Source organism: Pseudogulbenkiania sp. FW507-F1 (genome assembly GCF_058781125.1).
Genome location: NZ_JBYSWM010000007.1, coordinates 38052 through 54975, shown reverse-complemented (window position 1 = coordinate 54975; position 16924 = coordinate 38052). Strand labels below are relative to the sequence as shown.

At 63.0% G+C, this 16924-nt stretch carries 14 protein-coding genes; 11 read left to right on the top strand and 3 right to left on the bottom strand.

What is annotated here, in order from left to right:
- Window positions 1-5: 5 nt before the first annotated feature.
- Entirely contained in the window at window positions 6-881 is an 876-nt protein-coding gene (dapA, locus tag AC3WG5_RS06235) for a 4-hydroxy-tetrahydrodipicolinate synthase (RefSeq protein WP_008953267.1), read from the bottom strand.
- Window positions 882-1052: 171 nt separating this feature from the next.
- Here dapA and AC3WG5_RS06230 point away from each other — a divergent pair, with 171 nt between their 5' ends.
- Together AC3WG5_RS06230 and AC3WG5_RS06225 are read left to right on the top strand one after the other, a co-directional pair.
- Complete coding sequence (locus AC3WG5_RS06230; RefSeq protein WP_492568159.1) at window positions 1053-2681, top strand: ABC-F family ATPase; 1629 nt, start codon at window positions 1053-1055, stop codon at window positions 2679-2681.
- Between the two features lie 205 nt (window positions 2682-2886).
- Window positions 2887-3627: a beta-ketoacyl-ACP reductase gene (locus AC3WG5_RS06225; protein ID WP_008953265.1), complete on the top strand. Its 741-nt coding sequence runs from the start codon at window positions 2887-2889 to the stop codon at window positions 3625-3627.
- A 77-nt stretch (window positions 3628-3704) separates the two neighbouring features.
- On the opposite strand, the gene cysB is transcribed toward AC3WG5_RS06225, so the two are convergent.
- Window positions 3705-4646: an HTH-type transcriptional regulator CysB gene (gene cysB, locus AC3WG5_RS06220; protein ID WP_482583166.1), complete on the bottom strand. Its 942-nt coding sequence runs from the start codon at window positions 4644-4646 to the stop codon at window positions 3705-3707.
- 120 nt (window positions 4647-4766) lie between these two features.
- On the opposite strand from cysB, the gene AC3WG5_RS06215 reads away from it, so the two are divergent.
- The 8 genes from AC3WG5_RS06215 (at window position 4767) to ispH (ending at window position 13986) form a co-directional block, all read left to right on the top strand.
- On the top strand, window positions 4767-5474 hold the full coding sequence (locus AC3WG5_RS06215; RefSeq protein ID WP_294866333.1) for a phosphoadenylyl-sulfate reductase: 708 nt from the start codon (window positions 4767-4769) through the stop codon (window positions 5472-5474).
- Between the two features lie 29 nt (window positions 5475-5503).
- The gene (locus tag AC3WG5_RS06210) at window positions 5504-7162 is read left to right on the top strand and encodes a nitrite/sulfite reductase (protein WP_014086112.1); all 1659 of its coding nucleotides are present in this window, start codon (window positions 5504-5506) and stop codon (window positions 7160-7162) included.
- Entirely contained in the window at window positions 7146-7670 is a 525-nt protein-coding gene (locus AC3WG5_RS06205; protein WP_492568158.1) for a DUF934 domain-containing protein, read from the top strand. Before AC3WG5_RS06210 ends, AC3WG5_RS06205 begins: the two co-directional genes overlap by 17 nt.
- 229 nt (window positions 7671-7899) lie before the next feature.
- Window positions 7900-8556 carry an OmpA family protein gene (locus AC3WG5_RS06200; protein WP_482583162.1) on the top strand — a complete coding sequence of 219 codons (657 nt, stop codon included), beginning with the start codon at window positions 7900-7902 and terminating at the stop codon, window positions 8554-8556.
- A 133-nt stretch (window positions 8557-8689) separates the two neighbouring features.
- Window positions 8690-9625, top strand: a complete 936-nt coding sequence (locus AC3WG5_RS06195) for a bifunctional riboflavin kinase/FAD synthetase (protein ID WP_492568157.1) — start codon at window positions 8690-8692, stop codon at window positions 9623-9625.
- On the top strand, window positions 9622-12405 hold the full coding sequence (gene ileS / locus AC3WG5_RS06190) for an isoleucine--tRNA ligase (protein WP_492568156.1): 2784 nt from the start codon (window positions 9622-9624) through the stop codon (window positions 12403-12405). Before AC3WG5_RS06195 ends, ileS begins: the two co-directional genes overlap by 4 nt.
- Before the next feature lie 10 nt (window positions 12406-12415).
- Window positions 12416-12901 carry a signal peptidase II gene (gene lspA / locus AC3WG5_RS06185; protein WP_492568215.1) on the top strand — a complete coding sequence of 162 codons (486 nt, stop codon included), beginning with the start codon at window positions 12416-12418 and terminating at the stop codon, window positions 12899-12901.
- Between the two features lie 149 nt (window positions 12902-13050).
- Window positions 13051-13986 (top strand): 4-hydroxy-3-methylbut-2-enyl diphosphate reductase, encoded by a 936-nt coding sequence (gene ispH, locus AC3WG5_RS06180; protein ID WP_008953256.1) that lies wholly within the window; start codon window positions 13051-13053, stop codon window positions 13984-13986.
- Between the two features lie 45 nt (window positions 13987-14031).
- Here ispH and AC3WG5_RS06175 read toward each other — a convergent pair whose 3' ends face one another.
- Window positions 14032-14823 (bottom strand): substrate-binding periplasmic protein, encoded by a 792-nt coding sequence (locus tag AC3WG5_RS06175; RefSeq protein ID WP_492568155.1) that lies wholly within the window; start codon window positions 14821-14823, stop codon window positions 14032-14034.
- A 171-nt stretch (window positions 14824-14994) separates the two neighbouring features.
- Between AC3WG5_RS06175 and htpG the strand changes: the two genes are divergently transcribed.
- Window positions 14995-16899 carry a molecular chaperone HtpG gene (gene htpG, locus AC3WG5_RS06170; RefSeq protein ID WP_492568154.1) on the top strand — a complete coding sequence of 635 codons (1905 nt, stop codon included), beginning with the start codon at window positions 14995-14997 and terminating at the stop codon, window positions 16897-16899.
- Window positions 16900-16924: the final 25 nt, after the last annotated feature.

The window sequence follows — 16924 nt, the reverse complement described above, 5'->3', positions numbered from 1 at the left end:
GGGTTTTAGAGGACTTCCGCCTGCTGCATCGCGGCGCGGACGGCCGTGGTTGCAGCGTCGGTCAGCGGGGTCAGCGGCAGGCGCAGCCCGGCAGGGATTCGTCCCATCTGCTGCAGTGCCCACTTGGCCGGAATCGGGTTCGGTTCAACGAACAGCTGCTTGTGCAGGCCTTGCAGCTTGTCGTTGATGGCGCGCGCTCGGGCCGTATCGCCAGCGAGCGAGGCTTTGCACAGCTCGCTCATCAGTTTCGGCGCGACGTTGGCGGTAACGGAAATGACGCCGTGGCCGCCGCACAGCATGAAGGCCATGCCGGTGGGGTCGTCGCCCGAGTAGAGGGCGAAGCCTTGCGGCGCACGCAGCGCCAGGTCGCAAGCGCGGCCGATATCACCGGTGGCGTCCTTGATGCCGACGATGTTGGGAATCTGGGCCAGGCGCAGCGCGGTGTCGTTGTTCATGTCGGCGACGGTGCGGCCCGGCACGTTGTACAAGATGACCGGGATGTCGACCGATTCGGCAATGGCGCGGAAGTGCTGGTACATGCCTTCCTGGGTCGGCTTGTTGTAGTACGGCACCACCGACAGGGTCATGTCGACGCCGACCTTGCGGGCGTGCTCTGCCAGTTCGATCGCCTCGGCGGTCGAATTGGCACCCGTACCGGCAACGACCGCGACACGTTTGGCTGCATGCTTGACCACCGCCTCGACGACGGCAATGTGCTCCTCGACGCCGAGGGTTGCCGATTCGCCGGTCGTGCCGACCGCGACGATGCCGTCCGTGCCGTTGTCAATGTGGAAGTCGACGAGACGCTTGAGGGATTCGAAGTCGACCTGACCATCCTCGTGCATCGGGGTGACCAGCGCGACCAAGCTACCGGTAAGCATAGTTCAGCCTATTTATTAGGGTTTCGAGAGGCCTTCGATTGTAGCGGAATTCCCCTGCATGGCAAAAGGGCGTGCGCCCGATCGGTGCTGTGATCGCGGAAGGGCGGGTGGATGTGCTAGAATCCTTCGTTTTTCCGATACTTACGGCGATCTGGCTGAAGGATCTACAGCGTGATTAGTACACAGAACATTACCATGCAGTTTGGCGCGAAACCTCTGTTCGAGAAGGTTTCGGTCAAATTCGGTGAAGGCAACCGTTATGGCCTGATCGGCGCCAACGGTTCCGGCAAGTCCACCTTTATGAAAATCCTGGGCGGCGATCTCGAGCAAAGCTCCGGCGAAGTGGCCATCGAGAATGGCGTGCGCCTGGGCAAGCTGCGCCAGGATCAGTTTGGCTACGAAGACCAGCGTGTGCTCGACGTGGTGCTGATGGGGCACACCGAGATGTGGGCGGCGATGAGCGAGCGCGATGCCATCTACGCCAACCTCGAGGCAACCGAAGACGACTACATGCACGCGGCCGAGCTGGAGGCGAAGTTCGCCGAGTACGGTGGCTATACTGCCGAGGCCCGTGCCGGCGAGCTCCTGCTCGGTGTTGGCATCCCGCTGGAATTGCACAACGGCCCGATGAGTGAAGTCGCTCCGGGCTTCAAGCTGCGCGTGCTGCTCGCCCAGGCCCTGTTCTCGGACCCGGATGTGCTGCTGCTGGACGAACCGACCAACAACCTGGACATCAACACCATCCGCTGGCTGGAGCACGTGCTGAACGAGCGCAACTCCACCATGATCATCATTTCGCACGACCGCCACTTCCTGAACGAAGTGTGCACCCACATGGCCGATCTGGACTACAACACTATCCAGATCTACCCGGGCAACTACGACGACTACATGATCGCTTCGACGCAGGCGCGTGAACGTCAGCTGTCGAGCAACGCCAAGGCCAAGGAACGCATCCAGGAACTGCACGAATTCGCCGCGCGCTTCTCGGCCAACAAGTCCAAGGCACGCCAGGCGACCAGCCGCCTCAAGCAAGCCGACAAGCTGAAGGCGGAGATGGTGACGGTCAAGCCGTCGAGCCGTCAGAACCCGTTCATCCGCTTTGAAGTGGAAGACAAGAACAAACTGCACCGCCAGGCAGTATCGATCGAGGGCTTGTCCAAGTCCTTCGACAAGCCGCTGTTCAAGAATCTCGACCTGATCCTCGACGCCGGTGAGCGCCTGGCCATCATCGGCCCGAACGGTGCCGGTAAATCGACACTGATGAAACTGCTGGCGGGCGCGTACGACACCAAGTTGGCCGAAGGTGTCGTGGCCGATGCCGGCCAGATCAAGTGGGCGGAGAAGGCGCAGGTAGGTTACTACGCGCAGGACCACGAGGCCGAGTTTGACAGCGACAAGACCCTGACGGAATGGATGCGCGAATGGGGTCAGGACGGTGACGACGAGCAGGTGATTCGCGGCACCCTGGGCCGATTGTTGTTCGGCGGCGACGACGTGACCAAGGCGGTGCGCGTACTGTCGGGCGGCGAAAAGGGCCGCATGCTGTATGGCAAGCTGATCCTGACCAAGCCGAACGTGATGCTGATGGACGAGCCGACCAACCATATGGACATGGAGTCGATCGAGTCGCTGAACATGGCGCTGGAGTCGTTCAAGGGCACCCTGATTTTCGTGTCGCACGACCGTCAGTTCGTCAGCTCGCTGGCGACCCAGATTCTGGAGTTGGACGGCAAGGGTGGCTACGAGCATTACACCGGCGATTACGAGTCCTACCTGAGCAGCAAGGGCCTGGAATAAAGGTAACCGTTTGTAAACAAAGCTTTGTCCCGTGAACGGGATGGGCTATATTTTTCGTGATGCGGTGCACCATGTGCACTGCATCACGAGTTTTGCACCAGAACAACAATAAAAGCCTATGGCGACCCTGGGTTAAGGGTGATGGTGGAGCCGACGTCCTGCCCAAGTTCGGGTTGCTAGTCTCACGTGTTATGAAGGGAATGCTATGCGTTTGCGAGGGAAAGTATCGATCATCACCGGTGCGGCCAGCGGCATCGGCAAGGCTACCGCCGAGAAGTTCGTCAAGGAGGGCGCCATCGTGGCGGTATGCGACTTGAACATCGACGCGGTCAACGCGGTGGTGGATGAGTTGAAGGCCGCCGGTGGCGAGGCGGTGGGTTATCAGGTGAACGTCACCAATCGGGGCCAGATCGCCGATATGGTGGGGGACCTGAAGGCGCGCTACGGCCGTATCGATGTGTTGGTGAACAATGCCGGCATCGTGATGGATGCGCAGCTGACGAAGATGACCGACGAGCAGTTCGACAAGGTCATCGACATCAATCTGAAGGGTGTCTACAACTGTGCCAAGGCCGTGGTCGACACCATGATCGAGCAGGGTGGCGGCGTGATTCTGAACGCGTCGTCGGTGGTGGGGGTGTACGGCAACTTCGGCCAGACCAACTACGCCGCGTCCAAGTTCGGCGTGATCGGCTTCGTCAAGACCTGGGCCAAGGAGCTCGGCAAGAAGGGCATTCGCGCCAACGCCGTGTGCCCGGGCTTCGTTGCCACGCCCATCCTGAAGTCCATGCCGGAAAAGGTGATCCAGGCGATGGAAGAGAAGGTGCCGATGCGGCGCATGGCCGAGCCGTCGGAAATCGCCAACGTCTACGCCTTCCTGGCCTCCGACGACGCCAGCTACATCAATGGCGCGGCGATCGAGGTGACGGGTGGCCTGACGCTCTGATCCGGTCTCTTACGGGGATCGTCCAAACGCCCCGCCAGCGCGATGCCGGCGGGGCGTTTTGTTTTTTGCAGTTCGGCCTAGTCGCTGTCGTGTTCGCTGGCGAGCAGCGCCGTGTCGATCTCGCGGCGGTGCAGGTGGGGGGCGAACAGTTCGATGAAGGTGTAGGCGAAGCCGCGCAGATAGGCGTCGCGGCGGATGCCGATCTTGGTCACGGACGGTTCGAACAGATGGCTGGCATCGATGGCGGTCAGCGCCAAATCCCGCTCCGGTTCGTAGGCCATGCTGGCGATGATGCCGACCCCGAGACCCAGCGAGACGTAGGTCTTGATCACGTCGGTGTCGATCGCGGTGAGCACCACGGTGGGGGTCAGGCCGGCGTCGGTGAACGCCTGGTTGATCTTGGAGCGACCGGCAAAGGCGAAGTCGTAGGTAATGATAGGATGGCGGGCGATGTCGGCCAGGGTGAGGGGGCGGTCCAGCTGGCTCAGTTCGTGGCCCTTGGGCACCACCACGCAGCGGTTCCACTCGTAGCAGGGCAGCATCGCCAGCTCTTTGTAGAGCGAGATGCCTTCGGTGGCGATGGCGAGATCGGCTTCGCCGGAGAGCACCATGTCGCAGATCTGCGTCGGACTGCCTTGCTTGATCGACAGGCGCACCTTGGGGCAGCGTTTGAGGAATTCGGCGATGGTGTGGGGCAGAGCGTAGCGCGCCTGGGTATGGGTGGTGGCGATGGTCAGTGCGCCTTCCGATTCGCGCGAGAATTCGTCGCCGACACGCTTGAGGTTCTGGGCTTCGCGCAGGATGCGCTCGGCGATGCGCAGCACTTCCTTGCCGGGTTCGGACACCGATACCACGCGCTTGCCGTTGCGGATGAAGACCTGGATGCCAAGCTCGTCTTCCAGCAGGCGAATCTGCTTGGAGATACCGGGTTGCGAGGTGTGCAGTTTCTCGGCCGCTTCGGACACGTTCAGCCCCTGCTTGGCGACTTCGACCAGATAACGTAGCTGTTGCAGCTTCATGATGGACATCCGCGTTAAAACCAGAAGTAATTAAATACTAACACATTAGTCTTTTAGGAATATAAGGATGTTCGTTAGCATGGCAAAAGTTTACGTTCAGGTTTCTATGGAGTGCGTTTGATGACCCTTGAGGCAAAGCTGGCCCAGACCGAGGCCCTGCTGCAGGAAATCGCCCGCGATCATGCGCCGGCGGTGCTGGCCAACAGTTTCGGCGCCGAGGACATGGTGCTGACCGATTTGATCGCCAAGCTCCAGTTGCCGATCGGCATTTTCAGTCTGGATACCGGCCGTCTGCCGGCCGAGACCTATACCCTGATGCAGCAGGTGCATGAGCGCTACCCGGCCAACCCGGTGCAGGTCTATTTCCCCAACACCGCGGCGGTCGAGTCCTTCGTCAACGAATTCGGCATCAACGCTTTCTACGACAGCGTGGAGAACCGCAAGTCCTGTTGCCATATCCGCAAGATCGAACCGCTCAAGCGTGCCCTGGCAGGGCAGAAGGCGTGGATCACCGGCCTGCGCCGTGAGCAGTCGCCGACGCGTCAGGACCTGGGCGACCGCGAGTTCGACGCTGACAACGGCCTGATGAAATTCAATCCGCTGATCGAGTGGAGCGAAAAGGACGTGTGGGCGTATATCCGCGAAAACCAGGTGCCGTACAATGAGCTGCACGACCGCCATTACCCGTCGATCGGCTGTGCCCCGTGTACCCGGGCCATCTCCGTCGGCGAAGACATCCGTGCCGGACGCTGGTGGTGGGAGAATCCCGAGAACAAGGAATGCGGCTTGCACGTGAAGCAGTCCGCTGTTTCCATCATCAAGCGCTGAACGGCCTAGAGACAGAGTAAAGCCACACCATGTACCGTTACGACGAAGTCGATTACCGCATTGTTCGCGAGCGCGTTGCGCAGTTTCGCGATCAGACCCGCCGTTTTTTGGCGGGCGAGCTGTCCGAGGACGAGTTCCGCCCCCTGCGGCTGATGAACGGCCTCTACATCCAGCGCCACGCGCCGATGTTCCGCATCGCCATTCCCTATGGCCACCTGGCGAGCCGCCAGCTGCGCAAGCTGGCGCACATCGCCCGCACTTACGACAAGGGCTACGGCCACTTCACCACGCGCCAGAACATGCAGTTCAACTGGCCGGCGCTGGAGCGCGTGCCCGACATCCTGTCGGAACTGGCTGACGTCGAGATGCACTCCATCCAGACCTCCGGCAACTGCGTACGCAACACCACCACCGATGCCTTCGCCGGCGTGGCCGCCGACGAGCTGATCGATCCGCGCCCCTATTGCGAAATCATCCGTCAGTGGAGCACGCTGCATCCGGAATTCGCCTTCCTGCCGCGCAAGTTCAAGATCGCGGTGTCGGGGTCGGTCGACGATCGCGCCGCGACCCTGGTGCACGATGTCGGCCTGCACGTGGTACGAGCGGCTGACGGCGAAATCGGCTTCAAGGTGATCGTCGGCGGCGGCCTCGGTCGCACCCCGATTGTGGGCGAGGTGATTCGCGAGTTTCTGCCGACCCGTCATATCCTGACCTATCTCGATGCCATCCTGCGGGTCTACAACCGCTATGGTCGTCGCGACAACAAGTTCAAGGCGCGTATCAAGATCCTGGTCAAGGCGCTCACCCCGCAGGGCTTTGCCGCCAAGGTCGAGGACGAGTGGCTGCACCTGAAGGATGGCGCGGCCACGCTGCGTGACGAGGATGTGGCCCATTACGCCAGCTTCTTCGGTGCGCCGGCCTACGAAACGCTGTCCCCCAACCCGGAAGCGTTTACCGCCAAGTTGGCCGAAGACCGCGCCTTTGCCCGCTGGGTGGAGCAGAATACCCGCACCCATCGCCAGCCGGGCTATCGCTCGGTGGTGCTGTCTCTGAAGAAGACCGGCGTGCCGCCAGGCGACATCACCGCGGAACAGATGGAAGCGGTGGCTGATTGGTCGGAGCGCTTCGGCTTCGGCGAGGTGCGCGTGGCGCACGAGCAGAACGTGATCCTGCCGGATATCAAGGAGAGCGATCTTTACGAAGTATGGCAGCTGGCGCGCAGCCAGGGTTTTGCCACGCCGAATATCGGCCTCTTGACCGACATCATCTGCTGCCCGGGGGGCGACTTCTGTTCGCTCGCCAACGCCCGCTCCATTCCGGTGGCGGAGGCGATCCAGCGCAAGTTTGACGACCTCGATTACCTGCACGATCTGGGCGAGATCGACTGCAACTTCTCCGGTTGCATGAACGCCTGTGGCCATCATCACATCGGTAACATCGGTATTCTCGGCGTCGACAAGAACGGCGAGGAGTGGTACCAGATTACGCTGGGCGGCAGTCAGGGCAACCATACCGCCATCGGCAAGGTGATCGGGCCGTCCTTTGCCCAGGCCGACGTGCCGCTGGCCTTCGAAAAGATCATGAACCTGTATGTGGAGCAGCGCCAGGATGGCGAGCGCTTCATCGAAACCGTGCGCCGCATCGGCCTCGAACCGTTCAAGGAGCGCGTTTATGCGAAGCATCATTAAAGATGGTCTGGTGGTGACCGACAGCTGGGCGGTGCTGCGTCCGGACGAGAACGGGAAACTGCCCGAGGTGGCCCCCGAGCGCGATGTGATCGTGCCGTTCTCCGCCTGGAAGGCCGAGCCCTCGGCGTGGCAAAACCGCGCTGGGCAAGTGGCGGTATGGCTGGCGCCGGACGATGAGCCGGGAGAACTCGCCGGGCGCCTGACTTCCTTCCCGCTGTTGGCGGTTGACTTCCCGGCGTTCACCGATGGCCGTGGTTACAGCATCGGCCGATTGCTGCGCGAGCGTTACCACTATCGGGGCGAGCTGCGCGCACTGGGGGACGTATGGCAGGACCTGGTGCATTACCTGTGGCAGGTCGGCTTCAACAGCTTCGAGATCAAGGAAGGCAAGGCGCTGGAAGATGCGTTGAAGGGCTTTGGAACCTTTAGCGAGCGTTATCACTCTACTTGGCGCGAGCCAGAACCACTGTTTCGCCGACGCAACACCAATCACAAAAGTGTTGCGTAGTTGAAACAAAAAACCGGTGCAAGGTGTACGAATAACAACATTTTTGCGCCGGCTTGGTATTTTGGCGTCACCCGCATTATTGACAGGTCATGACCGGATTTCTATAGTGCGGTTTGAATGCATAAACACAGCTTTGGCAATCTTCCTGTTGTTTTGTAGTTTGCAGTAAGCTGATAGGCGCCATTGCGCTTCGTCGCACCAAGATGCGTATTGTTAAAGAGGGAATAACATGAACAAGCAGTTGAAACTGAGCGCGTTGGTTGCCGCTCTGCTGGTGTCCGCCAGTGCTTTCGCCGCCAAACCGGGCTACACCGCCGATCAAGCTACCGACGCGGTAACCCGCAACAACTACGGCGAGTGCTGGAAGAACACCTACTTCGACAAGGCCACCGAAGGTCTGGTCGAGTGCGGTGACAAGGAAGCCGCCAAGCCGGCCCCGACTCCGGTAGCCGAAGCACCGAAACCGGCCATGGTTGCTGTGAAAGAAAAAGTGACCCTGTCCGCCAAGGTTCTGTTCGACTTCAACAAGACCAATCTGCGCGCCGACGCCAAGAACGAACTGGATCCGCTGGTTAGCCGTCTGAAGGGCGACGCCAACCTGAAGTCGGTCGAAGTCGACGGCCACACCGACTACCTGGGTTCGGAAAAGTACAACCAGGCTCTGTCGCAGAAGCGTGCCGACGCCGTGAAGAACTACTTCGTGGCAGCTGGCGTACCGGCCGAGAAGGTGACCGCTGTCGGCAAGGGCGAGAGCGAAGCCAAGCTGACCGACGAGTGCAAGGCCAAGAAGTTCAAGAAGAAAGCCGCTCTGCAGGCTTGCCTGGAAGGCGACCGCCGCGTCGAGCTGACCATCGACACCTTCAAGGAATCCGTGATCCAGAAGTAATTCTGACCGGATCTCCCGCACAAAAAGCCCTGCCGAGCAGGGCTTTTTGTTTTTGCGGCAGCGCGGCGGAATGGCTGGACGCTCGGCATTGTCGACCGCTACAATCGGAAGTTTTCGGAATGCAGAACGGGTGATGCAGGTATTCCTTGGAGATCCTCGCCGTTTTGGCCTGCCGGCCTGCGCACTGACCATCGGTAATTTCGATGGCGTGCATATGGGGCACCAGAACATGCTGGCCCGCTTGCGCGCGGAAGCGGATGCCCGTGATTTGCCGGCAGCCTTGCTGACGTTCGAGCCTCATCCGCGCGAGTTCTTCGCCCGGAGCCAGCCGCCTGCCCGCTTGTCCACGCTGCGCGACAAGGTGCTGTTCCTGCGCCAGCTCGGCTTGATCGATTACCTGTTCGTCTACCGCTTCAACCATGGCTTTTCGCGCATGGCAGCGCAGGATTTCGTCGGGCAGGTGCTGGTCGAGCAACTGCAGGCCCGTTATCTGCTGATCGGCGACGATTTCCAGTTCGGTGCCGACCGCAAGGGGGACTTCCGGCTCCTGTCCGCCTGTCCCGGCTTTGTCACCGAGGCGATGCCGTCGGTGCTGGTGCAGGGCGAGCGTGCCTCGAGCACCCGGGTGCGGGAGTGCCTGGCGGGCGGTGATCTGGCCGCCGCCGAGCGCCTGCTCGGCCGGCCCTACCAGCTGTCCGGGCGTGTCATGCACGGCAAGAAACTGGGCCGTACCATCGGCTTTCCCACCGCCAACGTCCATCTGCCGCACCGCAAACCGGCGCTGCAAGGGGTGTTCGTGGTCGAGGTGGATACGCCGGACGGGCGCAAGGGCGGGGTGGCGAGCCTGGGGCTCAACCCCACCGTCAGCACCACGCCGGACTACAAGCTGGAAGTGCACCTGTTCGATTACGCCGGCGACCTCTACGGCCGGCGCCTGAGTGTGCGTTTTCTGAAGAAATTGCGCGATGAAGAGCGCTACGACAATTTGACTGAACTGGTAGCCCAGATCGAACGCGATGCTGCCAGTGCCAAAACCTATTTGACCAGTTTGCAGCGAGAGCAGGCATGAGTATCGATTACCGCAAGACCGTCAACCTTTTGGATACGCCGTTCCCGATGCGCGGGGATCTGGCAAAGCGCGAGCCGGGTTGGCTCAAGCGCTGGAGCGAGCAGAAACGCTACGACAAGCTGAGAAAGCTCGCCGCTGGGCGGCCCAAGTTCATCCTGCACGACGGCCCGCCGTACGCCAACGGCGACATCCATATCGGCCATGCGGTCAACAAGGTGCTCAAGGACATCATCGTCCGCTCCAAGACGCTGGCCGGCTTCGACGCCCCCTACGTGCCGGGCTGGGACTGCCACGGCTTGCCGATCGAACTGATGGTGGAGAAGCTGCACGGCAAGAATATCCCCGCCGCCAAGTTCCGCGAGCTGTGCCGCGAGTACGCGCACGAGCAGATCGCGCGCCAGAAGAAGGATTTCATCCGCCTGGGCGTGCTGGGCGACTGGGACAACCCGTACCTGACGATGGATTTCAAGACTGAGGCGGACATCGTGCGCACCCTCGGCAAGATCTATGAGAACGGCTACCTGTTCAAGGGCGAGAAGCCGGTGCACTGGTGCATCGAGTGCGGCTCGGCGCTGGCCGAGGCCGAGGTGGAGTACGAGGACAGGACCTCGCCGGCGATCGACGTCGGCTTCAAGGTGCTGGACGGTGCGCGCCTGGCGGAAGCCTTCGGCCTTTCGGCCAACGTGGACAACGCGCTGGCCGTGATCTGGACCACCACGCCGTGGACGCTGCCCGCCAACCAGGCGGTGGCGGTCAACGCCGCGCTCACCTATCAGCTGTTCGATACGCCGCAGGGCAAGCTGGTGCTGGTGAAGGAACTGGCACCGGCCGCGCTCAAGCGCTATGGATGCGAAGAGGCGCCGCTCTTGGCCGAAACCGTCGGCGAGCAGCTGGAAGGGCTGCTGCTGCAGCACCCGTTCTACGAGCGCGTGGTGCCGATCGTCTGCGGCGATCACGTCACCACCGACGCCGGTACCGGCCTGGTGCACACTGCGCCGGCGCACGGCCTGGAAGACTTCCAGGTGGGCCTGGCCTACGAGCTGCCGGTGGAAAATCCGGTGATGGACGATGGCCGCTATGCCTCGACGACGCCGCTGTTCGCCGGGTTGTCGGTGTGGGAAGCCAATCCCAAGGTAATCGAGACGCTGGCCGAGCAGGGCGCGCTGCTGCATCACACCAAGTTGGCACACAGCTATCCGCACTGCTGGCGTCACAAGACGCCGATCATCTTCCGCGCCACGGCGCAGTGGTTCATCGGCATGGACAAGCAGGGCAACGGCGGCGAGGTGCTGCGTCAGCGCGCGCGCAGCGCGGTCGACGCCACCGAGTTCTTCCCGGGCTGGGGCCGTGCCCGTCTCGAGGCGATGATCGGCAACCGCCCCGACTGGTGCGTGTCGCGCCAGCGCAACTGGGGTGTGCCGATGACCTTCTTCGTGCACAAGGAAAGCGGCGAGTTGCACCCGCGTTCGGCGCAGCTGCTGGAGGAAGTGGCGCTGCGTATCGAGCAGCAGGGCATCGAGGCGTGGTTCAGCCTGGAGGCCAAGGATTTGCTGGGCGACGAGGCCGAACAGTACAAGAAACTGTCCGACACCCTGGACGTGTGGTTCGATTCCGGCTCCACCCATTTCGCGGTACTGAAGCAGCGCCCGGAACTGGCGTGGCCGGCCGACCTCTACCTGGAAGGCTCGGACCAGCACCGCGGCTGGTTCCAGTCGTCGCTCTTGACCGGCTGCGCCACCATCGGCCGCGCCCCGTACCAGCAATTGCTGACCCACGGTTTCGTGGTGGACGGCAAGGGCCTGAAGATGTCCAAGTCCAAGGGCAACGTGGTGGCACCGCAGAAGGTCAACGACAGCCTCGGCGCCGACATCCTGCGCCTGTGGGTGGCGTCGACCGACTACTCCGGCGAGCTGGCGATCTCCGACGAGATCCTCAAACGCGTCACCGAGAGCTACCGCCGCCTGCGCAACACGCTGCGCTTCCTGCTGGCCAACCTGTCCGACTTCGACCCGCTGGACAACGCGGTGCCGTTCGCCGACCTGCTGGAAATCGACCAGTACGCCATCCTGATGGCCAAGGAGCTGCAGGAGAAGGTGACCGGCGAGCTGTACACCCGTTACGCCTTCCACCACGCGGTGCAGGAGATCGTCGGTTACTGCTCGGAAGATCTCGGCGCTTTCTACCTGGACGTGCTGAAGGACCGCCTGTACACCACCCAGGTCGACAGCCGCGCCCGCCGTTCGGCGCAGACCGCGCTCTACCACATCACGCGCAGCCTGCTGCTGTTGATCGCGCCGATCCTGTGCTTCACCGCCGACGAGGCGTGGGAAGTGCTGACCAAGAGCGAGGAGGAGAGCACGCTGTTCCACCTCTGGCACGAGTTCCCGCTGCCGGAGGTCGAGCAGGAAGCGGCGCTGGTGGCGAAATGGAACGTGCTGCGCGCCTTCCGCGCCACGGTGAACAAGGACATCGAGGCGCTGCGTGCCGAGGACAAACTGGGCTCCTCGCTGCAGGCCGAGCTGGACATCGAGGCCGACGCCGAGCTCTATCCGCTGCTGGCGTCGCTGGGCGACAGCCTGAAGTTCGTGCTGATCGTGTCGCGCGCCACGGTGCGCGAGGCCGAGCAGACGCGTGTGGTGGTGACGCCGTCGGAGCACGCCAAGTGCGAGCGCTGCTGGCACTACCGCGACGACGTCGGAGCCCACGCCGGCCACGACAATGTGTGCGGCCGCTGCGTGGACAATATCGACGGCAAGGGTGAGGCGCGTGTTCATGCCTGATAGCGCAGCTCTGGCCGCCGGCCGCAAGGGCTATCTGAAGTGGTTCGTGCTGGCGCTGTTGGTGATCGTGCTCGACCAGCTGAGCAAAGTGTACTTCAACAGCCAGTACCAGTTCGGCGAGGTGCGCGAGGTCGTCCCCGGCTTCTTCGGCTTCACCCTGCTGTACAACCCGGGTGCGGCGTTCAGCTTCCTGGCCGGCGCCGGCGGCTGGCAGAAGCATCTGTTCACGCTGCTGGCCTTCGCCGTGTCCGGCTGGCTGGGCTGGAGCATCGTCAAGGGCCATTTCAGTTGCCGCATGAACCTGGCCGCCGCCTTCATCATGGGCGGGGCGCTGGGCAATGTGATCGACCGGATGTTGCACGGCCACGTGATCGACTTCATCCTGGTGCACTACTACAACGCCTGGTACTACCCGGCGTTCAACCTTGCCGATTCGTTCATTTGTGTCGGTGCCGGACTGATGGTGCTGGACGGCCTGAAAAAGCCGTCACGCTGATGGCCGGATTGGCCGAAGGCGCTTGTGCCTGCGCCCGGGCCGGCCTGTACTCGGGATGCTGGAAGGGCGATGCCTGGGCTTCGCGGCCCGAGCTGACGAGGTCAGCCGCGCCCTCCCGACCAAATTATGCTGCTGATAAGGATTAACCGATGACGAAGACCATCATGCTCGCCAACCCGCGCGGTTTCTGCGCCGGGGTGGATCGCGCCATCGCCATCGTCGAGCGCGCGCTGGAACTCTACGGCGCGCCGATCTACGTGCGTCACGAGGTGGTGCACAACCGTTTCGTGGTGGACAACCTGCGCGACAAGGGCGCGATCTTCATCGAAGACCTGGCGGACGTGCCGCGCGGCGCCACGCTGGTGTATTCGGCGCACGGCGTGCCGCTGTCGGTACGCCAGGAAGCCGAGGAGCGCGGACTGACGGTGTACGATGCCACCTGTCCGCTGGTGACCAAGGTGCACGTCGAGGTCAAGCGCATGCACCAGGCTGGCATGGAAATCATCATGATCGGCCACGCCGGCCACCCCGAGGTGGAGGGTACCATGGGCCAGGTGGACGGTGACATGTACCTGGTGGAAAGCGTCGCCGACGTGGCGACGCTGGCGGTGAAGAACCCCGACAAGTTGGCCTACGTCAGCCAGACCACGCTGTCGGTGGACGAGACGCGCGACATCATCGCCGCGTTGCGCGTGCGCTTCCCGGCCATCGCCAACCCGAAGAAGGACGATATCTGCTACGCCACGCAGAACCGCCAGGATGCGGTGAAGGTGTTGGCCGAACAGTGCGATCTGGTGATCGTGGTAGGCTCGCCCAACAGCTCCAACTCCAATCGCTTGCGCGAGGTGGCGGCGCTGAAGGGGGTAGAGGCGTACATGGTCGACAACGCCACGCTGCTGGAGCCGCAGTGGTTCGAGGGCAAGAGCCGTGTCGGCGTCACCGCCGGCGCCTCTGCGCCCGAGGTGCTGGTGCAGGCCGTGATCACCCGCATCCGCGAACTGGGGGCCGACAGCGTGACCGAACTCGACGGCGTCGAGGAGACCACGACCTTTGCCCTGCCGCCGGGGCTGCGCGCCGCTTCCTGAACGCGTTGCCCGCGCGCTCCCTCGCGAACAAAAACGCCCTGCTGGTCAGGGCGTTTTGCTTGTCTCGGCGCTGTCGACCGCGCCGGCGTAGTGCAGCCACTCTGTCAGGGTGCGGCCGGTATGACGGCGGTAGAGGCGGTCGATCTCGCCCTGTTGCTTCATGCGGGCGAGTACCGCATCCAGCGTCTTCGGCAGCTCCGGGTGGCGCGCCGCCAGCACGGCGTACACCGGCTGGCGCGCGACCACCGGATACAGCGGGCGCAGCGGTAGCCGCAGCGTGGCGTTGCTCTGTTCGAACGCCAGCAGGTCGAGGAACACCGCGTCGACGCGCTTGCCGGCGATCAGGCGGTAGGCCTGGGTCGGGTCGGTGGCGGGCCAGGCGCGGGCCTGGATGAAGGCCTGCAGCGGTTCGGGGTAAAGGTAGCCGGTGATCAGCGCGAGGCGGGACTGTTCGAAGTCGGCGAGGCCCTGGTAGTGCGTGAGCGGCGAGTCCTGGCGCACGATGGCGGCGATCTGCCAGTATTCGGTGGCCTCGTGCGCCTGCGGCAGGCCGGGCAGCTCGTTGTCGAGCACGAACAGCTTCATGTCGACCAGCCCTTGCTTGAGCTGTTCCGAGCAGCGGTTGTACTGCATTTCCTTGAACGCCACCGTGGGGATGCCCGCCTGACGCAGCGCCTGGCGATAGATGTCGATGCTGGGGCCGTAGGCCTGGCCGGTCCTGCTCAGCTGGGCGTAGGGTGGCCACTCTTCGAAACAGACGGTGAAGGTGCCGGCAGCATGGCTGCTGGCCGTGGCCAACGCCAGCCAACACCAGAGGAAGGAGAGGAGTCTGCGCATGGGTTCCGCTCAGTGGTTTTGTGTGTGCCGGGGCGTGCCCGTATCCCCGCGGCGAGGCGGAGCCGGCCGTCCGGACAGCGTCAACAGCATACACGATGCCTGCCGGCACTTGAAATAGCGCCTTATGCCTCTACTTCCACCACATTCCGTCAACAACTGTGAAACGACACCATGAGCGCACAGAAAGAAACCCTGGGCTTTCAGACCGAAGTCAAACAGCTTCTGCACCTGATGATCCACTCCTTGTATTCGAACAAGGAAATCTTCCTGCGTGAACTCATCTCCAACGCCTCGGACGCGTCCGACAAGCTGCGCTTCGAGGCGATTGCCAAGCCTGAGCTGCTGGAAGATGACGCCGAGCTGAAGATTCGCGTGAGCCTGGACAAGGAAGCCCGCACCGTCACCATCACCGACAACGGTATCGGCATGAGCCGCGCCGAGGTGATCGAGCATATCGGCACGATCGCCAAGTCCGGCACCAAGGCCTTCTTCGAGTCGCTCACCGGCGACGACAAAAAGGATGCCAACCTGATCGGCCAGTTCGGCGTCGGTTTCTACTCGGCCTTCATCGTCGCCGACAGGGTGACGCTGACCACGCGCCGTGCCGGCGCGCCGGCCGGTGAGGCGGTGCGCTGGGAGTCCGAGGGGCACGGCGAGTACACCCTGGAGCCGGTGGAGAAGGCCGCGCGTGGCACCGAGATCGTGCTGCACCTGAAGGAAGGCGAGGACGAGTTCCTCAACGACTGGTCGATCAAGCGCATCGTGCGCACCTACTCCGACCACATCTCGATTCCGATCCAGATGAAGCAAGGGGCGAGCTTCGACGAGGACGGCAAGGAGGTGGTGTCGGACGAGTGGGAAAGCGTCAACGCCGCCTCGGCGCTGTGGACCCGCGCCAAGAACGACATCAGCGACGAGCAGTACCGCGAGTTCTACAAGCACACCGCGCACGATTTCACCGACCCGCTGGCGTGGAGCCACGCTCGCGTCGAGGGCCGCCAGGAGTACACCGAGCTGTTGTACATCCCGTCACGCGCGCCGTTCGACCTGTACGAGCGCGAGCGCAAGCAGGGCGTCAAGCTGTACGTGCGCCGCGTGTTCATCATGGAAGACACCGAGAAGCTGATGCCGCACTACCTGCGCTTCGTGCGCGGGGTGATCGACAGCAACGATCTGCCGCTCAACGTCAGCCGTGAAATCCTGCAGCAGAGCAAGGACATCGACGCCATCCGCGCCGGTTGCGTGAAGAAGGTGCTGGCGCTGCTGGAAGACCTCGCCGCCAACGACGCCGAGAAGTACGCCACGTTCTGGCAGGAGTTCGGCCAGGTGCTGAAGGAGGGCGTCGGCGAGGACTTCGCCAACAAGGAGCGCATCGCCAAGCTGCTGCGCTTTACCTCGACCCTGAGCGAAGGCGACACGCCGACGGTATCGCTGGCCGACTACGTGGCGCGCATGAAGGAAGGCCAGGAGAAGATCTACTTCATCACCGCCGAGACGCTGGCGGCTGCCCGCAACAGCCCGCACCTCGAGGTGTTCAAGAAGAAGGGCGTCGAAGTGCTGCTGTTGACCGACCGCGTCGACGAGTGGGTGAGCGCCTCGCTGCACGAGTTCGACGGCAAGCCGCTGCAGTCGGTGGCCAAGGGCGCGCTCGATCTGGGCAAGCTGGAGGACGAACAGGACAAGGCGGCGCAGCAGCAGGCCGAAGAGGCCGCCAAGCCGGTGCTCGAGCGCATCAAGAGCGCGCTGGCCGAGCGCGTGCAGGACGTGCGCGCCACCGCGCGCCTGACCGACAGCCCGGCCTGCCTGGTGGTGGGCGAGCACGACATGAGCGCGCACCTCGAGCGCCTGCTCAAGGCCGCCGGCCAGAGCGTGCCGCAGGCGGCCAAGCCGACGTTGGAGATCAACCCGGAGCACGTGCTGGTGAAACGTCTGGCCGAAGAGCAGGACGAGGGCCGTGCCAGCGATCTCGCCCAGGTGCTGTACGACCAGGCGCTGCTGGCCGAAGGCGGCAAGCTGGACGACCCGGCCAGCTTCGTCAAGCGCATCAACAAGCTGCTGCTGGAACTGTCTGCCTGATCCCGGGCTTCGGCCAACGTTGGCC